This window comes from Ruegeria sp. BC7 (assembly GCF_056539165.1).
This window is the reverse complement of record NZ_JBQFUL010000013.1, coordinates 34,532-54,146: the sequence shown is the minus strand read 5'-3', so window position 1 is coordinate 54,146 and position 19,615 is coordinate 34,532. Positions and strand designations below refer to the sequence as shown.

22 protein-coding genes are annotated in these 19,615 nt (G+C 54.4%); 14 read left to right on the top strand and 8 right to left on the bottom strand.

Annotated features, from left to right (window positions below):
• Positions 1-338: hypothetical protein (locus ACR0KS_RS19765; RefSeq protein ID WP_480693318.1), on the top strand; the 338-nt coding region annotated here is incomplete at its 5' end.
• Here ACR0KS_RS19765 and ACR0KS_RS19760 read toward each other — a convergent pair.
• Positions 339-1,097, bottom strand: a complete 759-nt coding sequence (locus tag ACR0KS_RS19760; protein ID WP_170389721.1) for a hypothetical protein — start codon at positions 1,095-1,097, stop codon at positions 339-341.
• A gap of 315 nt (positions 1,098-1,412) precedes the next feature.
• Between ACR0KS_RS19760 and ACR0KS_RS19755 the strand changes: the two genes are divergently transcribed.
• Positions 1,413-2,204: an SdiA-regulated domain-containing protein gene (locus ACR0KS_RS19755; protein WP_170568218.1), complete on the top strand. Its 792-nt coding sequence runs from the start codon at positions 1,413-1,415 to the stop codon at positions 2,202-2,204.
• An 88-nt stretch (positions 2,205-2,292) separates the two neighbouring features.
• Here the strand turns inward: ACR0KS_RS19755 and ACR0KS_RS19750 are convergent, their stop codons facing one another.
• Complete coding sequence (locus ACR0KS_RS19750; protein WP_480693317.1) at positions 2,293-4,671, bottom strand: autotransporter family protein; 2,379 nt, start codon at positions 4,669-4,671, stop codon at positions 2,293-2,295.
• Positions 4,672-4,882: 211 nt separating this feature from the next.
• Between ACR0KS_RS19750 and ACR0KS_RS19745 the strand changes: the two genes are divergently transcribed.
• The 10 genes from ACR0KS_RS19745 to ACR0KS_RS19700 all read left to right on the top strand — a co-directional run bounded on the left by ACR0KS_RS19745 (position 4,883) and on the right by ACR0KS_RS19700 (position 10,808).
• Positions 4,883-5,440: a hypothetical protein gene (locus ACR0KS_RS19745; protein WP_010443781.1), complete on the top strand. Its 558-nt coding sequence runs from the start codon at positions 4,883-4,885 to the stop codon at positions 5,438-5,440.
• A gap of 53 nt (positions 5,441-5,493) precedes the next feature.
• A complete protein-coding gene (locus ACR0KS_RS19740; protein WP_010443783.1) occupies positions 5,494-6,015 on the top strand; it encodes a hypothetical protein in 522 nt (173 codons plus the stop codon).
• Positions 6,016-6,020: 5 nt separating this feature from the next.
• Entirely contained in the window at positions 6,021-6,347 is a 327-nt protein-coding gene (locus ACR0KS_RS19735; RefSeq protein WP_170418283.1) for a hypothetical protein, read from the top strand.
• A gap of 114 nt (positions 6,348-6,461) precedes the next feature.
• Complete coding sequence (locus ACR0KS_RS19730; RefSeq protein WP_010443788.1) at positions 6,462-7,196, top strand: hypothetical protein; 735 nt, start codon at positions 6,462-6,464, stop codon at positions 7,194-7,196.
• A gap of 321 nt (positions 7,197-7,517) precedes the next feature.
• Complete coding sequence (locus ACR0KS_RS19725) at positions 7,518-8,033, top strand: DUF805 domain-containing protein (RefSeq protein ID WP_029622284.1); 516 nt, start codon at positions 7,518-7,520, stop codon at positions 8,031-8,033.
• A 145-nt stretch (positions 8,034-8,178) separates the two neighbouring features.
• On the top strand, positions 8,179-8,469 hold the full coding sequence (locus ACR0KS_RS19720) for a hypothetical protein (protein WP_170418286.1): 291 nt from the start codon (positions 8,179-8,181) through the stop codon (positions 8,467-8,469).
• 159 nt (positions 8,470-8,628) lie between these two features.
• Positions 8,629-9,402, top strand: a complete 774-nt coding sequence (locus ACR0KS_RS19715) for a hypothetical protein (RefSeq protein ID WP_170568173.1) — start codon at positions 8,629-8,631, stop codon at positions 9,400-9,402.
• Positions 9,386-9,613 (top strand): DUF3955 domain-containing protein, encoded by a 228-nt coding sequence (locus tag ACR0KS_RS19710; protein ID WP_170568172.1) that lies wholly within the window; start codon positions 9,386-9,388, stop codon positions 9,611-9,613. The genes ACR0KS_RS19715 and ACR0KS_RS19710 overlap by 17 nt, the downstream gene beginning before the upstream one ends.
• The gene (locus ACR0KS_RS19705; protein ID WP_010443799.1) at positions 9,613-10,059 is read left to right on the top strand and encodes a hypothetical protein; all 447 of its coding nucleotides are present in this window, start codon (positions 9,613-9,615) and stop codon (positions 10,057-10,059) included. Before ACR0KS_RS19710 ends, ACR0KS_RS19705 begins: the two co-directional genes overlap by 1 nt.
• A gap of 572 nt (positions 10,060-10,631) precedes the next feature.
• The gene (locus ACR0KS_RS19700) at positions 10,632-10,808 is read left to right on the top strand and encodes a hypothetical protein (protein WP_157769979.1); all 177 of its coding nucleotides are present in this window, start codon (positions 10,632-10,634) and stop codon (positions 10,806-10,808) included.
• Between the two features lie 52 nt (positions 10,809-10,860).
• Here ACR0KS_RS19700 and ACR0KS_RS19695 read toward each other — a convergent pair whose 3' ends face one another.
• The 6 genes from ACR0KS_RS19695 to ACR0KS_RS19670 form a co-directional block, all read right to left on the bottom strand.
• Positions 10,861-11,274 (bottom strand): hypothetical protein, encoded by a 414-nt coding sequence (locus ACR0KS_RS19695; RefSeq protein ID WP_170568171.1) that lies wholly within the window; start codon positions 11,272-11,274, stop codon positions 10,861-10,863.
• Positions 11,275-11,366: 92 nt separating this feature from the next.
• Complete coding sequence (locus tag ACR0KS_RS19690) at positions 11,367-12,515, bottom strand: AAA family ATPase (protein ID WP_170568170.1); 1,149 nt, start codon at positions 12,513-12,515, stop codon at positions 11,367-11,369.
• A gap of 497 nt (positions 12,516-13,012) precedes the next feature.
• Positions 13,013-13,615 carry an amino acid synthesis family protein gene (locus ACR0KS_RS19685; protein WP_010443804.1) on the bottom strand — a complete coding sequence of 201 codons (603 nt, stop codon included), beginning with the start codon at positions 13,613-13,615 and terminating at the stop codon, positions 13,013-13,015.
• Positions 13,616-13,628: 13 nt separating this feature from the next.
• Positions 13,629-15,737 (bottom strand): CoA transferase, encoded by a 2,109-nt coding sequence (locus ACR0KS_RS19680; protein ID WP_170486591.1) that lies wholly within the window; start codon positions 15,735-15,737, stop codon positions 13,629-13,631.
• Positions 15,734-16,501 carry an alpha/beta fold hydrolase gene (locus ACR0KS_RS19675; protein ID WP_254447392.1) on the bottom strand — a complete coding sequence of 256 codons (768 nt, stop codon included), beginning with the start codon at positions 16,499-16,501 and terminating at the stop codon, positions 15,734-15,736. Before ACR0KS_RS19675 ends, ACR0KS_RS19680 begins: the two co-directional genes overlap by 4 nt.
• A 32-nt stretch (positions 16,502-16,533) precedes the next feature.
• Positions 16,534-16,935 (bottom strand): RidA family protein, encoded by a 402-nt coding sequence (locus tag ACR0KS_RS19670; protein ID WP_170418304.1) that lies wholly within the window; start codon positions 16,933-16,935, stop codon positions 16,534-16,536.
• A 143-nt stretch (positions 16,936-17,078) separates the two neighbouring features.
• On the opposite strand from ACR0KS_RS19670, the gene ACR0KS_RS19665 reads away from it, so the two are divergent.
• The gene (locus tag ACR0KS_RS19665; protein ID WP_170568169.1) at positions 17,079-18,560 is read left to right on the top strand and encodes an aldehyde dehydrogenase; all 1,482 of its coding nucleotides are present in this window, start codon (positions 17,079-17,081) and stop codon (positions 18,558-18,560) included.
• A gap of 11 nt (positions 18,561-18,571) precedes the next feature.
• On the top strand, positions 18,572-19,612 hold the full coding sequence (locus ACR0KS_RS19660; protein ID WP_170486588.1) for an LLM class flavin-dependent oxidoreductase: 1,041 nt from the start codon (positions 18,572-18,574) through the stop codon (positions 19,610-19,612).
• The last annotated feature ends 3 nt before the right edge of the window (positions 19,613-19,615 follow it).

Sequence of the window (19,615 nt, the reverse complement as noted above, 5' to 3'; positions counted from 1 at the left end):
AACGCGAAATCATCGGTGATCCGACACTTGAAAAAATCCACCTGGAAAGCGGTGTCGTACTGCATTTGTCAGGGCACCATCATGCCTTCTACCCAGGCTGGAAAGACGGTGTGGCTTATGTTTCCCAAGCTTGTTTGGGAGGTGGCCCGCGACGGCTTATTGGTGACAATGCCAAATCACCTCACAGCTTCACTCATGTTACGTTCCAACCAAACGGAGAGTTTGGGATAGCAGTATATCGAGGGCCTGATTTCGAAAGGTCAGCAAACTTCAAGTCGCTCCCGAAAGAGATCAGATCCCCGAATGCGGTGTTGAAACGCTTAGACCTTGTGAAATGATTAGAGGTTGAGTTTCAGCTCAACTTTATCAGGGACCAGATCGTTTATCATCTCTTCTATCCGGGCTTCTGAAAGTCCACCCGAGGTGATGAAAAGCAATGAAACCCGAGATTTTCCGGGGACGTGGTGTTTTCTGATCAGCTTCCAACCAGCGTCTGCCGCCATGGCTTCAATGGCCCCGCTGACGTTCAATGAGTGTTCTTCGTCTGAAGCTTTGAGCGAAATTTCCACGCCCTTGTTTCGTCCACCGAGCCAAATGAAACACCAACATACAACCGCCACCAGTGTGGCCATTAAGGGCAAGCCCAGCCCTACCGCGAGCCCAAGCACGGTGACTATGATCATTTCCACCGTGTCGACCGGGTCATCCATATTTGATCGGAACCTTAACAGAGCTCCTATTCCAAAAATCACGAACCCGATCATTGATCCGTGCTGTACGACCAGAAACCCAACCGCCATGCCGACAAGCGCGTATAGGAAGAACAGTCGCGGCATGACGATATCGCTGACACTTCTGCGGGCTCTCCGCCTCACAGGGTGATAAACGATCAGTCCAGTCAATATGACAGTTACGATGACGTCGAGAGTAAAAAAATACAGTTCCTGTTTACCACGAAACTGCGTCCAACGCCGTTCGATAAGTATCTCCGACTCCGAAGTACCGGCCAACATGGTCGCGGGGTCGATTTGTGACAACGCAGCGCTTGGCAACAACGCCATCAATAACCCTGCCATTAGTGGGAAAGCCTTGTTCAACTTAACTTCCTTCCTGCTTACGCTAGCAGATTGCGTTCCGCCAAAGGCAAATCTTGTCCAATTCAATCGCAACAGGCGGGATCAGGTAAAGAGATTACCTTGCATTCTTCGGACATCGCATCCGGACTGTGATACGAACGCTGATACAGGGATGTGTTCCAAGCGCGAGAAAATCCAATGTCAGAACACAAGCTACTTCGGTCGAAACTTGGATTCTCACGGTGCTTCCCCAAGCTTGGGACATTTGCTTCTTATACAAGCACTACTTTTGCATTTCTGGCTTGGATCGAGCTCGCCCATGCCGAGAGTCCCGGCTTGACACTCATCGACTCATTCAAGGTGGCGGATAAATCGGAGGGCTTCTCGGAGCCTTCCGGATTGTCTCTGTCCAACGCTGAAGGCTTCTTGTGGTCAGTAAGCGACGCTGAACCTAAACTGCACCTACTTGGAGTCGACGGGGCATTAGGAAACTCTTTCAAGCTGCCTTCGTTGGCGGGGTCAGATCTGGAGGGCGTCACATCACGAAAAGATGGTTCTGTTTTGGTGCTTCAGGAAACTGATCGATCAATTCTAGTCCTTCACCCGTCCGACCCCATTCAAATAACAACAGTTCGACTTGCCGCCCTCAAGGGCTACTCGGCCGCTGCTGAAATGCTCCTCGGCAATCCTTTGAACAAGGGACCTGAGGGCATCACCGTCGATCCGGACACCGGGCGAGTATTCGTGGTTATCGAAGGGCAGCCGCGGCTGTTGTTAGTATTGTCACCAGAGCTAACTGAGATTGATGAAATCATCCCTTTGTATCGCGAATCTGGTTTTGTGTCTGATCGCGTGAATGACGATGAACTGGATTTGAGCGGCTTAGCCTGGTCCCCGTCCTCACGTTCTCTTTGGATTTTGAGCGACAAAGGACGTCAAATCTTCATCTACAATCCAGAGTTCAAGTCCGTAAAGTCTATCAGTTTGACGTTCACAGAAGATGGCAAACAAAAGGAAGTTAAACATCCCGAAGGAATCGCTCTCGATGAGACCAAAGGGCTTCTCTATATCCTGACAGACGATGCCAAGAAATCGCGGCTTTATGTTTTTAATATCCCCAAATTTTGATCGCTAGAGAATGAAGTTCACACCGCCACGATAGCTTCCGCAAGTTGTTGCAGCTAGCTTACCACTCCTCTTCGTCGGTCCGCCCTAATCAGAACCGAACGCTTAAGTTTGCACCGAGGCCATGTTCTTGGCCGTTGGAGCGAACTGAATAGCCATATCCTGCCGTTAGTCTGGCCAGATCAGAGATCTGATACCCTAGCCCCAGACCAAGAACGAAGCCGTTTGCCCCTCGGTTTTGTCCGACTTGCGTGAATGTCCCAAATATCGGGCTTGTTACAGTGATTTCGTGCTCATTGTCCTTGTTGGCAAAGAAGTCATATTCATACCGGGCAAAGGCGATTGGGGTTAGCAAGCCATTCGCTGTCAAGAAGTCCTGTTGATAGTCAACTCCAATGGAAGCGACCAGAGACTCTGCGTTCGCTTTTTCAATGGAATAGTTGAAATCGCCACCGCCGGTTTCTGTGCCTGAGCCTTGTCTGATGCGTCCGTAGTTCAATCCAAAAACCGTAGAAACCCTAGCACCGTTGTCCAGGCTAAACAGCTTCCGTGCCTGGATACCGGCGTGGATTCCCTCTTGGTCCAAATCTGACTTTGCTTCGCCGCCCGTAAAGCCATCAACAGAAGGGTTTCGCCGCTTGGCGTCGGTTTCACCGAACATGTAACCGATCAGCCCAGAGAACTCCCATGTTCCGGTTGTCGTACGCCCATAGACGCCCACGTGATAGCTGTCGGTCGAAAAGTCCTGATCGACTTGATCGTGCTCATCCATGGAGGATGTCCCGAAGCCTGCGTAAACGCCGACCACACCTCGATCCGTACTTGCGACGTCCGCTCCAACCAAAATGGTGCCCAGCGAATAGTCGAATGTCCCAAGGCCGTTACTTCCATCAACGTCCCCGCTCACATAGGCCGTGTCGATCCACCAGCGCCGATCAGAGCAGTCAATTGCGCCACTCGGGCTCAGGGCCGTGTCGATTTCGCCTGCTGCAACGGGTTGATCCGCATTGCTGAAGCCAACCGCTTGATACTTGCGGCAGTCAGCGTGGCTCAGCACAGTGTTGGTTATCAGGTCAAGTTGCTCAAGCCCAACGGTCAAATTGGAGGAATAGGGTTCTGCGTGCACACGGTTAAACCCAGCCAGGCCTGAATTGGTAAGCGTGTTAACGGTGTTGCCCAAGGTTGTGCCGTTGGTCAGGTTGGTTCCTGGAGACGTGTTTGTGGTGTTGGCCACCGCACCAGCAAGGTTGCTTGCATTGGGAGATCCAACAACTGATGGATGTTGCGGTAAACTCGAAACGGGGAGGGTCGAAAACGCAATATCAATTCTACCGTCTGCGGTTGGCGTGTTTGAGATACTCAGACTGGATAGGGCGGGCAGAGATCCTCCGGCAACAAGAGTTGGGGAGTTTCCATCGAAACGCGAGGCTTGAAAAACCGTGTAGTCGTTGCCAGCAGCATAGTCCTGCGCAGTCAAGCCTGGACGAGCGGCTTCGACTTGTATGGTGGCGTTGTTGATACCAGTGACTGCGTCTGTTGACGAAACCAGATCCGCTTTTTGTGCCGCTGCGGGGTCGACTTCCGACAAAATCGTCGACCCCGCAGCGAAGGAAATTGCACTATTAATATTCAACGTCCCAATCGAGGAGCCCGGTGAAAGAACAGCGCCATTTCTCACGTTGAAATTGAATGCGTTCACGGTGCCGTTGCCGGCCAGAGTACCAAAGTTATCAAAATCGACCGTGGTTAAGCTGCTGGACGCGTCAAGCCGAAGTGTTGAACCAGCACCGATCACCATATTGCTGGTGGCCGACATTGAACTGTTGGTCAGTGTAAAATCAGACGCTTGAGCGCTTCTTGTCTGAATGTTGATCACACCAAACGCGATTTCCGTCGCGTTTGTTACTGTCAAATTATCGTAAGTTAACGGCGTGTCTGATTGGAAAAATACCTCGGTTGGGTCAACATCACTCCCATTTGCGGGCGCAAATGTCATGGACCGTCCTGATCCTATCGAAGTCCCTACAATATTGACTCGTAGTCTGCCGTTGATTTGCGTCGTCAGGGCCTCCCGTGAAACAAAGTCGCCGCTCCCTGCCGCGACATCGACGTTCAACAAAGTCAGTACCGATGCTCTGTCTGGATTTTGACTCTGCCCCGGGACATACAGCTCAATTTCCCCAGAAGGCGTTATGGTGGAATTACCAATCAGAAGCGCCGTGATGGGCCCGTTTGGAATTGGCAGGCAGGTTTTAACAGTAGAAGATATCGTCTGCCCGCTAAGAATGGTCTCTGTTCCAGCAGTGTATTCTTGACGCGGAGCACCAACTTCAGCGCAAGATTGCGAACTTTGGGCCTGGGCAATGCCGGGCAGTAAGAAGTACGCCAAGGCTCCGAGTGTGAGCTTAGTGAAAGGTGCGCGATCAACGTACGGCGCTACGCTTGCCTGAACTCGATCCTTTGTTTCCATAAGCTCTCCCCACTAACTTCACAAACGCGGCCACAACCTTTTGCGATCATCCGGAGAATATTTGAGCACAAAAAAATATTCGAATGAAAGACCGCTATGGCAAATGGTTTTTGATGGGGGGCCGCGGTGCAACAGTGCCGCTTGAAGATTATTCGCCTCGCGATAGAATTTACTCACGAAACTGCAAGAACTCTGCCCGGAGTATTCGCGCATGCAGAAAGCACACCAGTTACGTCCGTCTGCTGCGACGAAGCGCTTAAAGCGGCCGTTCAAGCAAAGTGCAGCGAGTTGTCGAATGCCAGTGTTCGAATTATGGATTGCGCGGATGATGTTTGCTCCCAACTGTCACGCGTCGCGGCGAACTGCAGATGTACTCTTCTGCAGGGAAAGGAGCCCCAAGGTGGAAGTGCGGAAAGTTGGACTGGATATCGGTTTCGCCACGCTCAAAGGCTCGTCCACGGCGGTCAATTCCCAGCGCTTAGCCTGCAACTCCGGCGTGTCGAAATCTCGGATCATGGAAGCGTCTGAAGGCATAGTCTGCTGCGGAAATGGTGCCGCAGAGAAGGTCATCGACAACGCTTTCGTGAGAGAGCCAGACGACCCTTGGAGTGTAAGCGTTGCTTTTGATGGCGATACCATTCGCGCGATGACGTCGCACAGCTTTTTCGATCACAGCCGCCGACAGGGTTCCAGTTCGGGCTGTTTGGCGAAGAACGGTCGAAATTCCTTGTCTTCAGTGATGGTGACGAAACTAAATCGAATTCGGTGACAACACCGGCGAACCATGCAGCGGAACCTTAGGTACATGATGGAGAATCGAAAATGGAGACTAAGATAGCCAGAAAGAGCAACCGCGACGATGCCCGGAAATGGGCGTTCTTTCTCTGTGCAATCTTGACGGCATTCAACACTGGTCCAGCAATTGCACAAGATTGGTCTGCGCTGCCGGCGCGGTTGGCCGAAAAGGTCGAAGCCGCCCAAAGGGCTTGTTCTGAATTCGAGAACGGACAGTTCGCCCTGGAGTTCGGTGCGGTTCGCCGCGTGGATCTGGACGGAGACCTCCAGCGGGACTGGGGGCTGGACGAAAGTGGATTCTCGTGTTCGACCGCTGCATCACTCTATTGTGGTACAGGCGGTTGCATGTCCCATTTCCTGATCGAGGATCGTGCGTTTTCGCTTCTCAATCAGGGTTGGGAGATGGCGAACATCGGCCCGTTCCGGGTGCTTCTGGCGGATGTGCATGGCTCGCAGTGTGAAGGTATCAACCCAACGCCCTGCATCGTAGCCAGCGTATGGGATGCAGAAGAAAAGGTGTGGCGCAGCACGCGCGCAGAGTGGGAGTAGCGTATTTGAAACGACACCTCGAAATGATTATGCTCAATATCGGCACTATCGCATCGGTGCTGGCTGTTTCGGGGTGCATTGAAACTACTCCTGAGGTTGCCATAAGCGAACCTGATCCGGAATTGATCTTCGTCCGCGGCTACAGAAGCGCTGCTGATGATTGCCGCCTCGTTGGCGAAAGCGCTTTTACCCTCGATTTCCTAGACGACGCTGCCGATCTTGTAGCGTGTTCAACCGGTTCGACGGATATGGATGAACTCATGGCACAGACTGGTGTGCCAATCCTGACCCAGACGAACAGCTACACATTTTTCAGCGTACCGCGAAGGTAAGAAACATCCATGTCCGCGTCCCAATTCATTTTTTCTTGCGTCCCCACAACAATGGCAACCATTACAAGAATCACGGCCACTGCGAGGAGTGCAACGAAATCTTTCAGAGAAAAGTTGTCAACATCGTTTGCCATCTCACTATTGGCTGCAGCTGTGATCGGGAACAACGCTGCGGGGGATCCTATACCCGAGGGTCCACCTGGCGACATTGGCACCTTGACCGAGGAAGACTTCATTGTCGATGGATCTGCAGGTGGCGCAAAACGCTTTACCTTCACCAATGGCGAGCGAAGCCTGTATTTCATCCCCATGATCCATATCGCCGAGCAGCCTTTCTATGATCGTATTGCCGCTGAGGTCGAACGCCTCAAGCTAAATGGAGCGGACCTCTATTACGAGTTTATCGACTTCGACACGGCCAGCGTCGCCGACAAACTAAGGATACGCGCAATGCTGGGCATGCTTCCCTCGCCGGCCTTCTATGCCGAGAACGTGTCGGACGGTCTTGTTGCACAGGACAACGAGGCTTTCCTTGGCTTCCCCGGTGGTCAGGATGTGAACGTGGATCTGACACCAGCACAAATCGCAGACGCCTACGAAATGCTGATTGGACCACTCGAAATCAGCGAAGAGAACCTGTCGACGCCCATGAGAGACTTCGTTCTGCCGACTGCGGACCCCGCGCGGGTCACGCAGATCACAATTGACGCACGTAACAGGCACTTGGCAGCCGTGATCGATGCCGCTCCGGGTAACGTCGTTGTCCTCTATGGCGCAGCGCATGGCGCGGGGACCCTGCAAGAGTTGCGGGCTCTCGATCCCGAATGGCGGCGCGCGCCCACATTTTGACCGGCCGACCCCACCTGACAGTTTAGTATCGACGCCCGAGAAAGAGTGCGTGCGTCTTCGCGTCTGGTTTACCCCAGAAGCGTGCTTCACTCAAAAAGCATGATGAGGTGACACGGAGGCCACGGTATGGGTCGGGATTACTAGGTGCATTTTGTACTACCGCAGCAGGGAAACCGAGCGCTGCTTCAGAGAAGATTCTAAGGTGGCGAATTTGGACACTCACCGGTTTTGAGGGAGCAGTGCCAAGGCGATTGACTAAGCCGTGGAGTAGGGTCCATGATTTCAGAGAGATCGGGCCGCCGCTCTAAGGAGTTCGGAAATATGGGATTTGTTCAAGCAACCAAAACGTGCTTTGGAAAGTACTTTGTTTTTTCCGGGCGTGCAGTGAGGTCTGAGTACTGGTGGTTTGTGCTGTTTGTTGTTCTCGTAAGCCTCGTCTTTGCAATCGTCGACGCATCAATCTTTGGGACGGATCCCGAAACCGGACAAGGCATCCAAGTCCTGACCCCAATTTTTCAGCTTGCCGTTCTAATACCCATGCTGGCTGCTGGATGGCGTCGACTGCACGACACAGGACGACCGGGCTGGTATTTGCTTTTGCCTGCAGCACTAAGCATCGCGACTGTGCTCATGCTGTTCAGTGGCATCGCAGTGTTCTCTGCGCTCGAGCAAGGCGCGAATGATCCTGAAACTCTGAGGGGCCCAGCGGCTTTCCTCGGTGTCACCGGGTTGATGGTTGTCGGTATTCTGCAACTCATACTCTCAGTGCTCATGATCTGGTGGCTGAGTCGACCGTCACAAGAAGGCGATAATGCATACGGTCCCGCTCCAGTTTGACGCTATGACGCAGACTTGGTCAGAGGTTTTGCGGGGACGTAGTAAAGTTGTTTGGGAGAATACTAAGGAAGAATCTACGGTTTGCCTGCACGGGTCTCGCTATTCCGACTGTCAACAACCAACAGAATCAAATTGGGGGGAATAAGTGTCTAACTATTCAAAAATTGGCCTTGCAGTCTTCGTTGCAACGGCTGTCGCAGGCTGTGTCGAGACGACGCAACCCGGCTCTGGTGACGGTGAGGCCGTCGCGCGCGCCAATTGCGTCGCAGATGTCAACTCTACCGTCGGTGTCACCGGTTCGTCAGTGAACGACGTTACTCGCCTTGACGATGGCTTTAGCCTGCTCATGAACGTACCCGGCGCGCAAAATTTCTGGGTCTGCGAGACGACTCCGTCCGGCGCTGTCACGTCCGTGTTCTTCATGGGTGAGGGATAAGCTCTTTGAAGCGGGCGGTCTAAAGAGCCGCCTATTCCAAGAGGAAAAAAGATGTGAAGCGGGTGTGGCTTTGGGCACTAGGTTGATGAGTCAACCGGCTCTCACGAATTTGAACACCGGCAGCCGCCGGTTTCGCTCTCTACAATAATGAGGTCATAAATGAACTGGCTTTCCACATTATTTACGTCCTTTTTGCTCGCTGCTCCATTGTCGGCAATGGCAGATTGGCAGTTTAGTTCAGGCCCAAGCCCTAATGCATTCATTCAGGCGAACAATATCACTTTAGAACTGCAATGCGACCGCATACGGTTTGCTCCAGCAGGCTATGAAGACAGCCAAGACATCGTGAACAAGCAGGGGCTTTCGTTTCGATTCATGAGCAACGGCACAGCTGAAGTCGGTGCGTTTCAGGCCGGGCGGGCCAACAGTTCCTTCCGGGTTGTGGACAATTACCCCGTCGAAATTGAGTTCAATGACGCCAATGACTACGTGTTTGTTCTGGATCAGATTGCCGCTAACGCGACGCTCAATCTCTCTATGACCGATCAGGACATTTCGTATGCGATCCTCGAATTGAAGGGGTCTTCGGCGGCCATCCGTTCGTTGAAACGCAGTTGTAGTAACCTCGCCTCGTCGGGTTCAGGTTCCCTTCCGGAAGCACCTGAAGGCGTAGTCTACTGCGGCGGGGGCGGCACTCAGCGACAGATCGAATATGCCATTGTCGACACCGGCAGCGACTGGGACGCGCGTGTTACGGTCAACGGTGAAACGATGGTCGCAATGACGTCCTACAGCTACTTCGGCAATGCAGAGCCGCCGCGTGGCTTTATCGTCGCTCTCTTGGGCCAGGACCGTTCCGAGTTTCTCGTTTTTGAAGATGGTTCAGAGCGTTGGATCGAATACGGAGACTATCGATATGATCAGTGCAACTAGGCGCGCCGCGAAAGTGACCCTGATCTCGGCGCTGTTCTCTTTGACCATTGGTGCGGTTTTATGGGTCCTCTATTGGGTGCAAGGTGTGCAGATTGACGAGGACGGAGTGCTGCGCGAAGCGTTTTTCCTTCTCGGCCTTGGATGGATATTCACCTTAGGTGCAGTGGCGATGCTTCTGACGTCGCTGTTTCTCTATTTTTGGAACCGTTAATGCGGCTCTTCGCCTTAGTCGCGGCGATGGTAGTGCTGGTGACTGCCGCGTTCTGGGCGGGCGCGCGTGTACAGCTGGCCGTACAGGAGGACAACTGCCTGGACCTCGGCGGTGGAAGACATCCAGGGGACTACCCGGTATGCGTGGTAGAGCGATTTCCTGACTGGATTTCCATCGGCCCGATTGCTCTAATGCCTGCTGCTGTCCGCGAAATGAGCACCGAAGAGACCGGCAATGAGCAAGTGATCCTTCGGCTCGAGCTAAACAAAGACGCTGCTTTCGCCGTGGCGGGCCTGACAAGAGCGAAGATCGGAAAGGACCTTGAGCTGCGAGTTGGGAACAGGATGGTTAGCGCCGTGACGGTCAGAGAGGAGATCGCGAACAGGCGATGGAACCTCATCCTTCCCAAGGAGGCCGCCGATCTCGCGGTGCGTGAATACCAATGACTCAGCTAGCGCAGCTTCCTGCATCGAAATAGAACAATTGTACGGGTCTGCTAGAGGAAAATCTATTATCGAAAAACTTAGATAGCACTCTCTGCCGCAGCCTTGATCTTCAGCTTTCTGCTTCTGGCGGGATGTGCAGATTCCGTCCGGCAAGGCGGCGCGTGACAGGACACCCTGTCGGTGGTTTTGGATCAGGGTCCGCCCAGCAATATCGAGCGGCTCAACGATGGTCGGCGAGCATACTAGTGGATTGTCGAATTCACAGGCACGCAACCGATTGTAACCAACGCAACGACGAATGTAGAAAACGACATTTTATGTTCTACCCTAGCGAATACGTCATCTACTACGTTCGAGCCCTATTAGTATCGTTGCCCTTATTCTTTGATTGCGACGCCGCAGGGATATAAGTGGGCCATAGAGGGGCTTTTCAACGGGCGACCCAGATGTAACTAACCTTGCACCGATTTAGGTTATGCAGAATACGGCCCGGAGATCATCTTAGCCATGGAAATAACGGGAATCTGCACTCATCATTGAGATTTATGGAATCATCAAATGACGGAAAACCTATGAACTATGATGTCGCGCACGCGCTTGCTTCTGGTGCCTTACTTTACGCCACCTATTGGTTAATGCAGCTTACCGGTGTCCTTGACGGAAAGAGCAAGGGAAGACAGCGGCTGACACTTGCGGTCGCCTTTGCAGTCGTTATTCTTTTGCTAAATCTAGTGTGGCCAACCGCCTGATGAGTTTCCTTTAAGACTAGTTCACGAAGTCGCCGGGAGAGCGCTACCGCATTCAGCTCTCAGGAACCCATCCGCATAAAGTGTAGATCTGGTAAGTGGAGGTTTCTTCGTCTGGTGAGTTTACAACCAGCAGCCTATTTTTCTCAAGCGGGGTTAAGAGCTGGCGGTAAGAATAGGTTGCACCGTCAAATGAGCAGGCCAGATCAACGATTTGCACCGCGGTTCCGCGAAGAGCCTGAACTTGAGCGTAAGCACAAGACCCGTCGTCCGATTTGCGCCCCTCGTCGTCATAGATGACGTATCCGGCACGAAGGTCCCCATATTCCTCCGAAATCCGCGCGCCTTCCGCGCACGAAAGACCTTCCGGGACATAGAGTCCAGAAAAATGAACCTTTTCGGCCACTACAATCGATGAACTCAAGCCATACAAGATAGTGGCAAGTTGTACCGTAGATTTGGAAACCATGCGGTTATATCGCGCGCGAGGTCAGTGTGGGTCAAGGCGATTCCGTGTAACGCACAACTCAATCGCGCGCGTTGTTAGCACTTCCCTAAAGGCTATCGTTTGGGCCACGACCAAGGTATGGGTTCCGCCGCTTCGACAAAGGTTTCCCCAGTGGCTTTGCCGAGGTGATGCGTGAGCGCATTACCCTTGCTCAAAGCTTTGGCTAACGCTCGGTTGTGAGAAACGACGATGATCTGACTTCGCGCGGAGGCTTCTTTGATCAACCGAGCTAGAGGTGGGATTAAGTCAGGATGCAGGCTTGTTTCGGGCTCATTTAGGACCATCAGGCTAGGAGGTCGTGGCGTCAGTAAGGCCGCCACGAGGAGCAGGTATCGCAGGGTCCCATCCGACAATTCCGCAGTGCTGAGCGGGCGCAGCAACCCGTGCTGTTTCATTGTGAGGCTGAATAACCCATCTTTCGCATGAACCTCAATTGAACTTCCCGGAAATGCGTCCATGACGGTCTTTTCAAGTGTTGCCACATCGCCGATTTCCCGAATTGTCTCAATAGCTGCCGCCAGGTCCGAGCCGTCACTTGCAAGAATTGGAGTTCGGGTGCCGACCTGTTGCCTTCTGGCCGGGGCCTCACGATCAGTCCGAAGTTGATCATAGAACCGCCAATTCCGCATACGGTCTCGTAAATGCAGCAGCTCTAATGCGTTATTCGGATCGGCTGCGTGGGTCATCATACTGTCAAACGGTGGAAGGGTAGTGGCCGCCTGGTTCCAAGAACCGTACTCCGACCGTACCCGTACACACGGGCCACGGCGCTCTGCAAGCGCGTTGTGTCGGCTCAATGTCTCGCCGATCCACAATGCTTCGGACTTGATCTCAGGATCATTAGAAAAGGCTGAGGTTTCTGCTGGCAATCCAAGCTCGACTGCGTACCCGTAGTCTTCGGACGCAAAGCCAAGCTTTAGGCCGACTGGTTTGCTCCGAGTCGTTCCGGTGATGGGTACTTCACCCGTTTTCATCCCTCGAGACAGCACTTCAGGCCCCGCCCACATTGTGGAGCCCAACCCTCCTTCAGACGCGAGTGTAGAGATGACACTACCTTGTGACACCTCGCTCAACATTCGAAGCGCGCAATACAGCGACGACTTTCCGACCCCATTGCCACCGGTAATTACCGTCAGGGGAGCAAGTGGCAGAACCAGATTTCGGAGAGATCGATAACCGGCGACAGCAACTGTAACAAGCATTTCAGTCTTTCCGGCTCCGGCGATCACACATCAACAGACGACCTATCAGACTAAACACAGGATGTCCGCAACAGGTTTTGATTAAGGCTTTCATGTAGCCGCTGCGAATGAGAGCTTTGTCTGTGGCTGACACAGTTGCATGGAACAAACTTCCTTGCTGTTATTTCTGTCCAAATGAGCTAGACGCACTAGAAAAAGGGAGGTGGGTAGTAGTTGTAAAGCCGCTTTTTATGAGGTTGGTGTCCCTGAGCGAACTCCATGTTTGGCGCTCGCTGCCTGATGATGAGTGTCTGAGCATTTCTAAACGCTTCCGGCTGAACGCGAAGTGACTCCGGTTTAGCCGACCCAGAATACCCCATCAAGGAGGCGGCGGTCGTTGGCGATTTTGCGCCCAATCCTTATTTGTTGATTGTCAGCTCTCGTGCTGAGTTGGTCTGCATCGAAGACAACAACTTGCCTCAAGCCAATTACCTGATACGCATCATCATCGTAACAAACTAGACCCCAGCCGGGTTCTCCACATCCCTTCCCAAGGCAGCGAGGTCTGAGTATCGGTCGCCGATCCGGTGGTGCGGGCGACCACGGGTTGATGCCCCCAGAGCCACAACAAGTTCATCCACATCCGGCGCGTCGTAGATTGAAAACTGGACGGTCAGGTAGTGCGACCGCCGCCCGGTATCATGTTTGTCCATCAGCGGGATCTGAATTTGGGTGTTCGCGGGCCCTCGCGTGTTTGTGAAACCGAGATAGCTTTTTGCACCCACTGCCTCACGATAATAATTTCCGTACTGCAGGGTGTGAATAAGCGCGGAGGCATGTTCAATCTCACAACTTGTCCCGGCGATACAGGCTTTTCCGTAGGCTTCTATCGCATCGCCTGACCCCGCCAGAGCGATCAGTCTGTTGGTGAGCATCTCTCCCAGAACTGGCGCCATGCGCTGAATCTCTGGTGAAAGATCATCGACAAAGCCACGTCCTGCCCAAGGGTTTCTGACCACCGCTGCCACGCCGATCATGCGCAACACGGGTTCCGAAGGTCGGCCTCCTTCTGTGTGAATATCCTCATCAAAGGTGACTACCTTGCGCAATTCGGGGATCATATTGCTTCTCCTGTCAAACGTGATAGCTGTGGTGCCCGGTCGGTGTGTGTACGACGCCTTCGACTTCAGTTCCGTGGTAGAAACCAAATGTACCGTGGCTGTTTTCCTTTGCGTAACGGCGCAACATCGAATTTTCAGCCCCGTCGCGTACGCGTTCCAGCGGCAAGTCGCCGAGACCAAAGTATTGCATGCCGTCAGGGGGCTGCCCATGAACGCTTCCGTGGTAGATGATCCGCTGCGTCCCACTTTTGGATATTCGATAAACCGCATAAGGATGCGCCAGCTCTACAATCAAATCTCGGTTTGACAGATCAGTGATCAGCCCATCTGCAGAATTGTTATTTGCAGGAGCAACCGGCACTGAAATGTGCCCGCTTTTGTCAACGGAGAGTAGGACCCGATCTTCGTTGGCCAGTACCGCTCCGACGGTCACACCACCTGCAGTGGCGGCCTCTGTCAGGGCACTGTTGAGCCCCAAATCGAAATAGGCACCGCGAAAGTAGCCCAGCGGATGTCCCTCGCGCGTTTCGAAATCCTCCACGCGGCCGATCAGGATCAGATGGTCACCAGCATCGACCAAACGGTGTCGGGCACAGCTGAACCGGGCGAGCGCACCGTCTATCGTGGGCATGTTCCGCGCGTCAGGTTGCCAGGCTGCAATGTCGAATTTTTTGGCTGATTGAGACGCGAAAAGGCCCGAGATTTCTTTTTGGTCGTCCGACAGGACGTTGACCGTGAAATGATCCGCCTGCAGGAAGGTTTCAAAGGACAAGGCCTGCTTACCGACACAAACCAGGAGTAGAGGTGGGTCGAGAGAAACGGAGGTAAATGAGTTCGCCGTGAACCCGCGCGGGGTCCCGTCCGGCTGCCGGGTAGTTACCACTGTCACACCGGTGGCAAAGCGCCCGAAGGCGTCGCGCAGCGCCTTCCCGGCTAAGGGTTCCGTCGACTCCGGTGGGGTCAATCCTTCCAGAATGCTATTGTGCTCACCTAGCGCAGGAGGGGTCGTCAGTGCACCTTGGCGGTGTCGACCGAACCGCAACGGGTTTGCTGCCACGATCCAAGGTTCATGCCCCGCATCCGGATGCGGGACCTTCGCCAGCATGCCGCGACTGGCTACATGAGGGTCGGCCGCGATGTCCGAGATATTGTTCATCGGGCCGAACGGGACCTGGCCACCCAGTGTTGCCGTCAATTGCTCCTTAGTCCGTTGTCGGGTCCAATCGCGTACGATTTTGTTGACTTCGGAAGCATGGTTGGCCCGGGCCGCCCTTGTGGAGAAGCGGTCATCTTGTCCAAGTGACGGTTGCCCCATCAGCCGTGTCAAAAGCTGCCAAAACGCGTCATCGACAATACCAAGCGCGATGTGGCCATCGGCTGCAGGGTAAAGGCCAAACGGGGAAAGGAATGGATGCCCGTTGCCTTCCGGTCCGGGCACCTCTCCTGTCACGTTATGCAAGTAAACCATTCTTTCGCAGAGCGAGATCATGGCATCATACATGGCCACATCCACAAACTGCCCTTTGCCCGTCGCTTCGGCCTCGCGCAGGGCGGTCATGATACCGAAAGCCATCATCATGCCGGTGAATATGTCACCCACCCCAGGTCCGGTCTTGGTGGGTGTGTCAGCATTCGGTCCGGTGACGGACATCAGACCGCCCATGGCCTGCGCAACCACATCGTACGAAGGCCAGTTGGCATAGGGGCTTTGGCCTGTGCGCGGGTCGCCAAAGCCACGGATCGCGGCATAGACGAGCCGGGGGTTGTCGGCAGCAAGGCTTTCATAAGACAGGCCAAGGCGATCCATTACGCCCGGGCGGAAATTCTCGACGATGACATCCGCCGTTGCCGCAAGTTCTCGAAAAGTCGCGCAGCCCTCGGACGATTTCAGATCAAGCTGCACGCTTTTCTTGCCGCGGTTCAGGCTTACAAAGTAGCCGGCCCAGGCATGATCCGGATCGTCTTGACGGAACGGTCCGTTGCCGCGGCTGGTGTCGCCATGTTTGCCTTCGATCTTGATCACCTCGGCCCCGTGATCCGCCAGATGCATTGTACAATAGGGACCTGAAAGCATCCGGCTCAAATCCAACACACGCAGGCCTTTGAGGATTTTGGTGCTCATGGCTTCAGATCCAGATTGTTGAGAAAGCTGCGGAGTGGCTTGTTCACTGCGTCCGGGTCTTCGGCAAGTGCCATATGCCGCAGTCCCGGGAGGATAAGTGCACTGCCCCCCGCAATCTCGCTTGCGATGGCATAGGCCATGTCAGGCCCGTTGCCGAAATCCTCATCACCGGTAATCACCAGCGCCGGGCAAGAAATCGGCGGGCTTGGCGCAACAATTTCGTCGATACCATCGGCCAGCACGCGATAGATAGTGTGGTAAATTGCTTTGTCATTGGCCATGACCCAGTCGCGTACCGTCTCCATCATACGAGGGTTGGACTGGCGGAACGCATCGGTGAACCACCGGTCCAGCGCAGCTTCGACCGTTGCCTTTGGTCCGTCCCACCGTGCCTGTTCCACCCGTTTCAAGATTGCCTCTTGTGCGGCGTCGGTCCGTTTGTGAGGGGAATGAAGGATCACCAGAGCTGAAACCCGTTGTGGCACATCCTGGGCAAACCGACGCGCGATCATGCCACCCAACGAGAACCCTGCGATAACCGCGCTTTGGATGGCGCAGTGGTCCAGCAAGCTCTCTAGCTGGCGTGAAAACATTGAAAGGCTGGGGCGTTCGGGTGGCGGGGCACTTTGCCCATGACCATATAGATCATAGGTGAGAACGCGAAAGCGATCAGACAGTGCAGGGATCGTCCATTGCCAGCAATCCTGGTTCAGGCCCAGCCCATGGATCATTACCACAACAGGCGCACCTTCTGGTCCTGTCATTTTTAAATGGGTTCCGTCTGGTGCTATGCCCATCAGGATTGGTCCTTGAGGGGGCGATAGGCTACGACTTCGACCTCAACGCGGGCATCCACCAGAAGATCGCTGACCACAGCCGACCGGGTTGGAGGCTCGACTGGAAAATAGTCGGCGTAGACGGCGTTAAATCCAGGGAAATCGTCGCGCTCCCGCAGCCAGACCATGGCCTTGATGACATCGTCGCGGGTGCAGCCTGCCTTGGCTAGTGTCTTGGTGATGTCGTCCAAAACTGCGCGGGTCTGCTCTTCGACGGTGCCATCGGTCATAGGCACGCCGTCTCGCATAGGAATTTGCCCTGTCAGAAAAACGAAATCACCTGCCCGAATGGCGCGGGACAGCGACAGAACCCGTCCGCCAATTTCCAGTGGACCTCCGATAACCTGCTTTTTGCTACCCATTTCCAAGCCTCCCCTTGGAACAGCCTGCACCCATGATCGGATGCGAGACCCGGATTTTTCGACAGACTGCGTCGTATTTTCATAACCCTGAGGCGCGAAAGCAGACATGAATAGGGAGGCAACAATCAGGGGGGAGGCACGCCATGGCTGATGTCAAAAACTATCAGATGCTGATTGATGGCGACTGGGTCGACGCTGCGGATGGCGGTACTTTTGACAGCGTCAACCCAGCCAATGGTGAGGTCTGGAGCCGTGTTCCAGAGGCAACTGAGGATGATATCAACCGCGCAGTCACCGCGGCGCACACTGCTTTTAGCAGCGGCCCCTGGGCGCGGATGACACCGACCGAGCGCGGCAAATGCCTGCGCAAGCTGGGCGATCTTCTGGCGGATCATTCCGAAGAGCTGGGACGAACTGAATCCATCGACACCGGCAAGATGCTCAAGGAAACGCGTTGGCAAGCCAAGTACATTGCCGAGTTTTTCCACTTTTTTGCTGGGTGTGCGGATAAGGTAAGCGGCGAGACACTGCCCATCGACAAACCTGACATGTTTGTCTTTACCAAGCGCGAACCTCTGGGCGTGGTTGCTGCCGTGGTGCCCTGGAATTCGCAATTGTTCCTTGTAGCGGTCAAGATCGGCCCGGCATTGGCTGCCGGGAATACGGTTGTTCTAAAAGCATCCGAACATGCCAGCGCGGCCATGCTGGAGTTTGGGCGACTTGTCGAAATGGCCGGTATCCCGCCTGGTGTGGTCAACATCGTAACGGGTCATGGTGAGCCCTGTGGACGGGCTTTGACCGGGCATCCACTGGTGGCGCGCGTCTCTTTTACCGGTGGCCCAAATGCCGCGCGCCATGTGCTGGAGAACGCAAAACGCAACTTTGCCGAGGTCTCATTGGAACTGGGCGGCAAGTCGCCCTTCATTGTTTTTGATGACGCCAATATCGAAAGTGCAGTCAATGCCTCGATTGCCGGTATCTTTGGCGCGACAGGGCAAAGCTGCGTCGCCGGATCGCGGCTCTACTTGCACGAGGACATCGCGGATGAGTTTCTCGACAGGATGGTGGCGCAGGCGCAGCAGATCCTCATTGGCGATCCACTGGCCGAGGAAACTCAGATGGGGCCGCTTTGCACCCCTGGACAGTTGGACCACATCCAACGCGAGGTTGCCTTCGCTCAGGAAGAGGGCGGCACAGTTCTGGTGGGGGGCAAGCAGCCGGAAGGCAAAGCAGGGCTATATTTCGAGCCAACCATCATCGACTGCCCACGGCAGGATCTGCGTATCGTCGATACAGAGCTTTTCGGCCCTGTACTTTGCGTCCAGCGTTTTAAGACCGAATCTGAGGTGCTGGAACTGGCCAACGATACCGAACATGGGCTGGCGGCGGGCATCTTTACCACCGACGGCGCGCGATCCTTGCGCATGGCAAATGCGGTGCGTGCCGGCATCGTCTGGGTGAACACCTACCGTGTTGTGTCGCCGATAGCGGAGTTTGGTGGCGTTAAAGGATCAGGCTATGGCCGCGAAAGCGGGTTCCAGGCGATCTACGATTACACCCGGCCCAAGACGGTCTGGATGAACACATCGGATGAGCCGATGGCGAACCCGTTTGTAATGCGCTGAGGGAGGTGAGCATGAAATTCCAACTTGCCGTAAACATGGAGCGGATCGACAACAGTCTTGATATGAAAGACGTCGCGCGCCACACATTGGAGATGGTGCAAATCGCCGAGGATGGCGGTTTCGATATCGTTTGGGCTGCTGAGCATCACGCGCTGGAAATGACGATTGCGCCCAACCCGTTCCAACTGCTGACTTGGTGGTCATCCGAGACCAGCCGGATCCGGCTTGGTACGGCGGTGGCGACCGCTGCGTACTGGCACCCGATTAACCTGGCCGGTGAAGCCGCGATGCTGGATCTTTTAAGCGGCGGTCGGTTGGAGTTTGGTATCGGGTCAGGTGCCTATCAGCGCGAGTTCGATCGCATGAAGCCGGGCCTCAAGCAATCTGATGCGTGGCGCTATATGCAAGAGATGCTGCCCACGGTGCGCGAGTTGTGGAAGGGCGATTATGCGCATGAAGGCGAATATTGGCAATTCCCGACATCAACCTCGGTGCCCAAACCATTGCAAGCCGAGGTTCCGGTTTGGGTCGCGGCGCGCTCGCCGATCACCTATGACTACGCCATGCGTGAACGCTGCCACGTGAATTGCTGGCCTTTCACCCGCCCGTTCGCTGAGGCCGAGCTGTACAAAAAGCAACTCGATGAGGCGATTGAAAAAGCGGATAATGGCTGGGTTCCACGTTTTGCGCTGATGCGCCATTCCTGCGTTTACGACAATGCGGCCGATGGCGAAAACGCGATGAAGGCGGTGCGACGATTGCTGAGCCAGTTCGAAAACCTCTATCGCAATTTGGGCGATGTCAAAGATGGTTTTCCTGCTTCCATTCCGCTGGATCAGTTGGAGGGCCGGGAACAGTATGATCCCTTGATGCTGGAAGAAAACCTAATGTTCGGTTCACCTGAGCGTGTGATTGGAAAGCTCAAGAAATATCAGGGGCTCGGTGTGAACGAGTTCATCTACTATGCCTCGATGGGGCTTGATCACGCGGCGCAGCAGCGATCCTTGCGCATGTTCTGCGACGAGGTCATGCCGGAATTCAAGGAGGACTGAAGC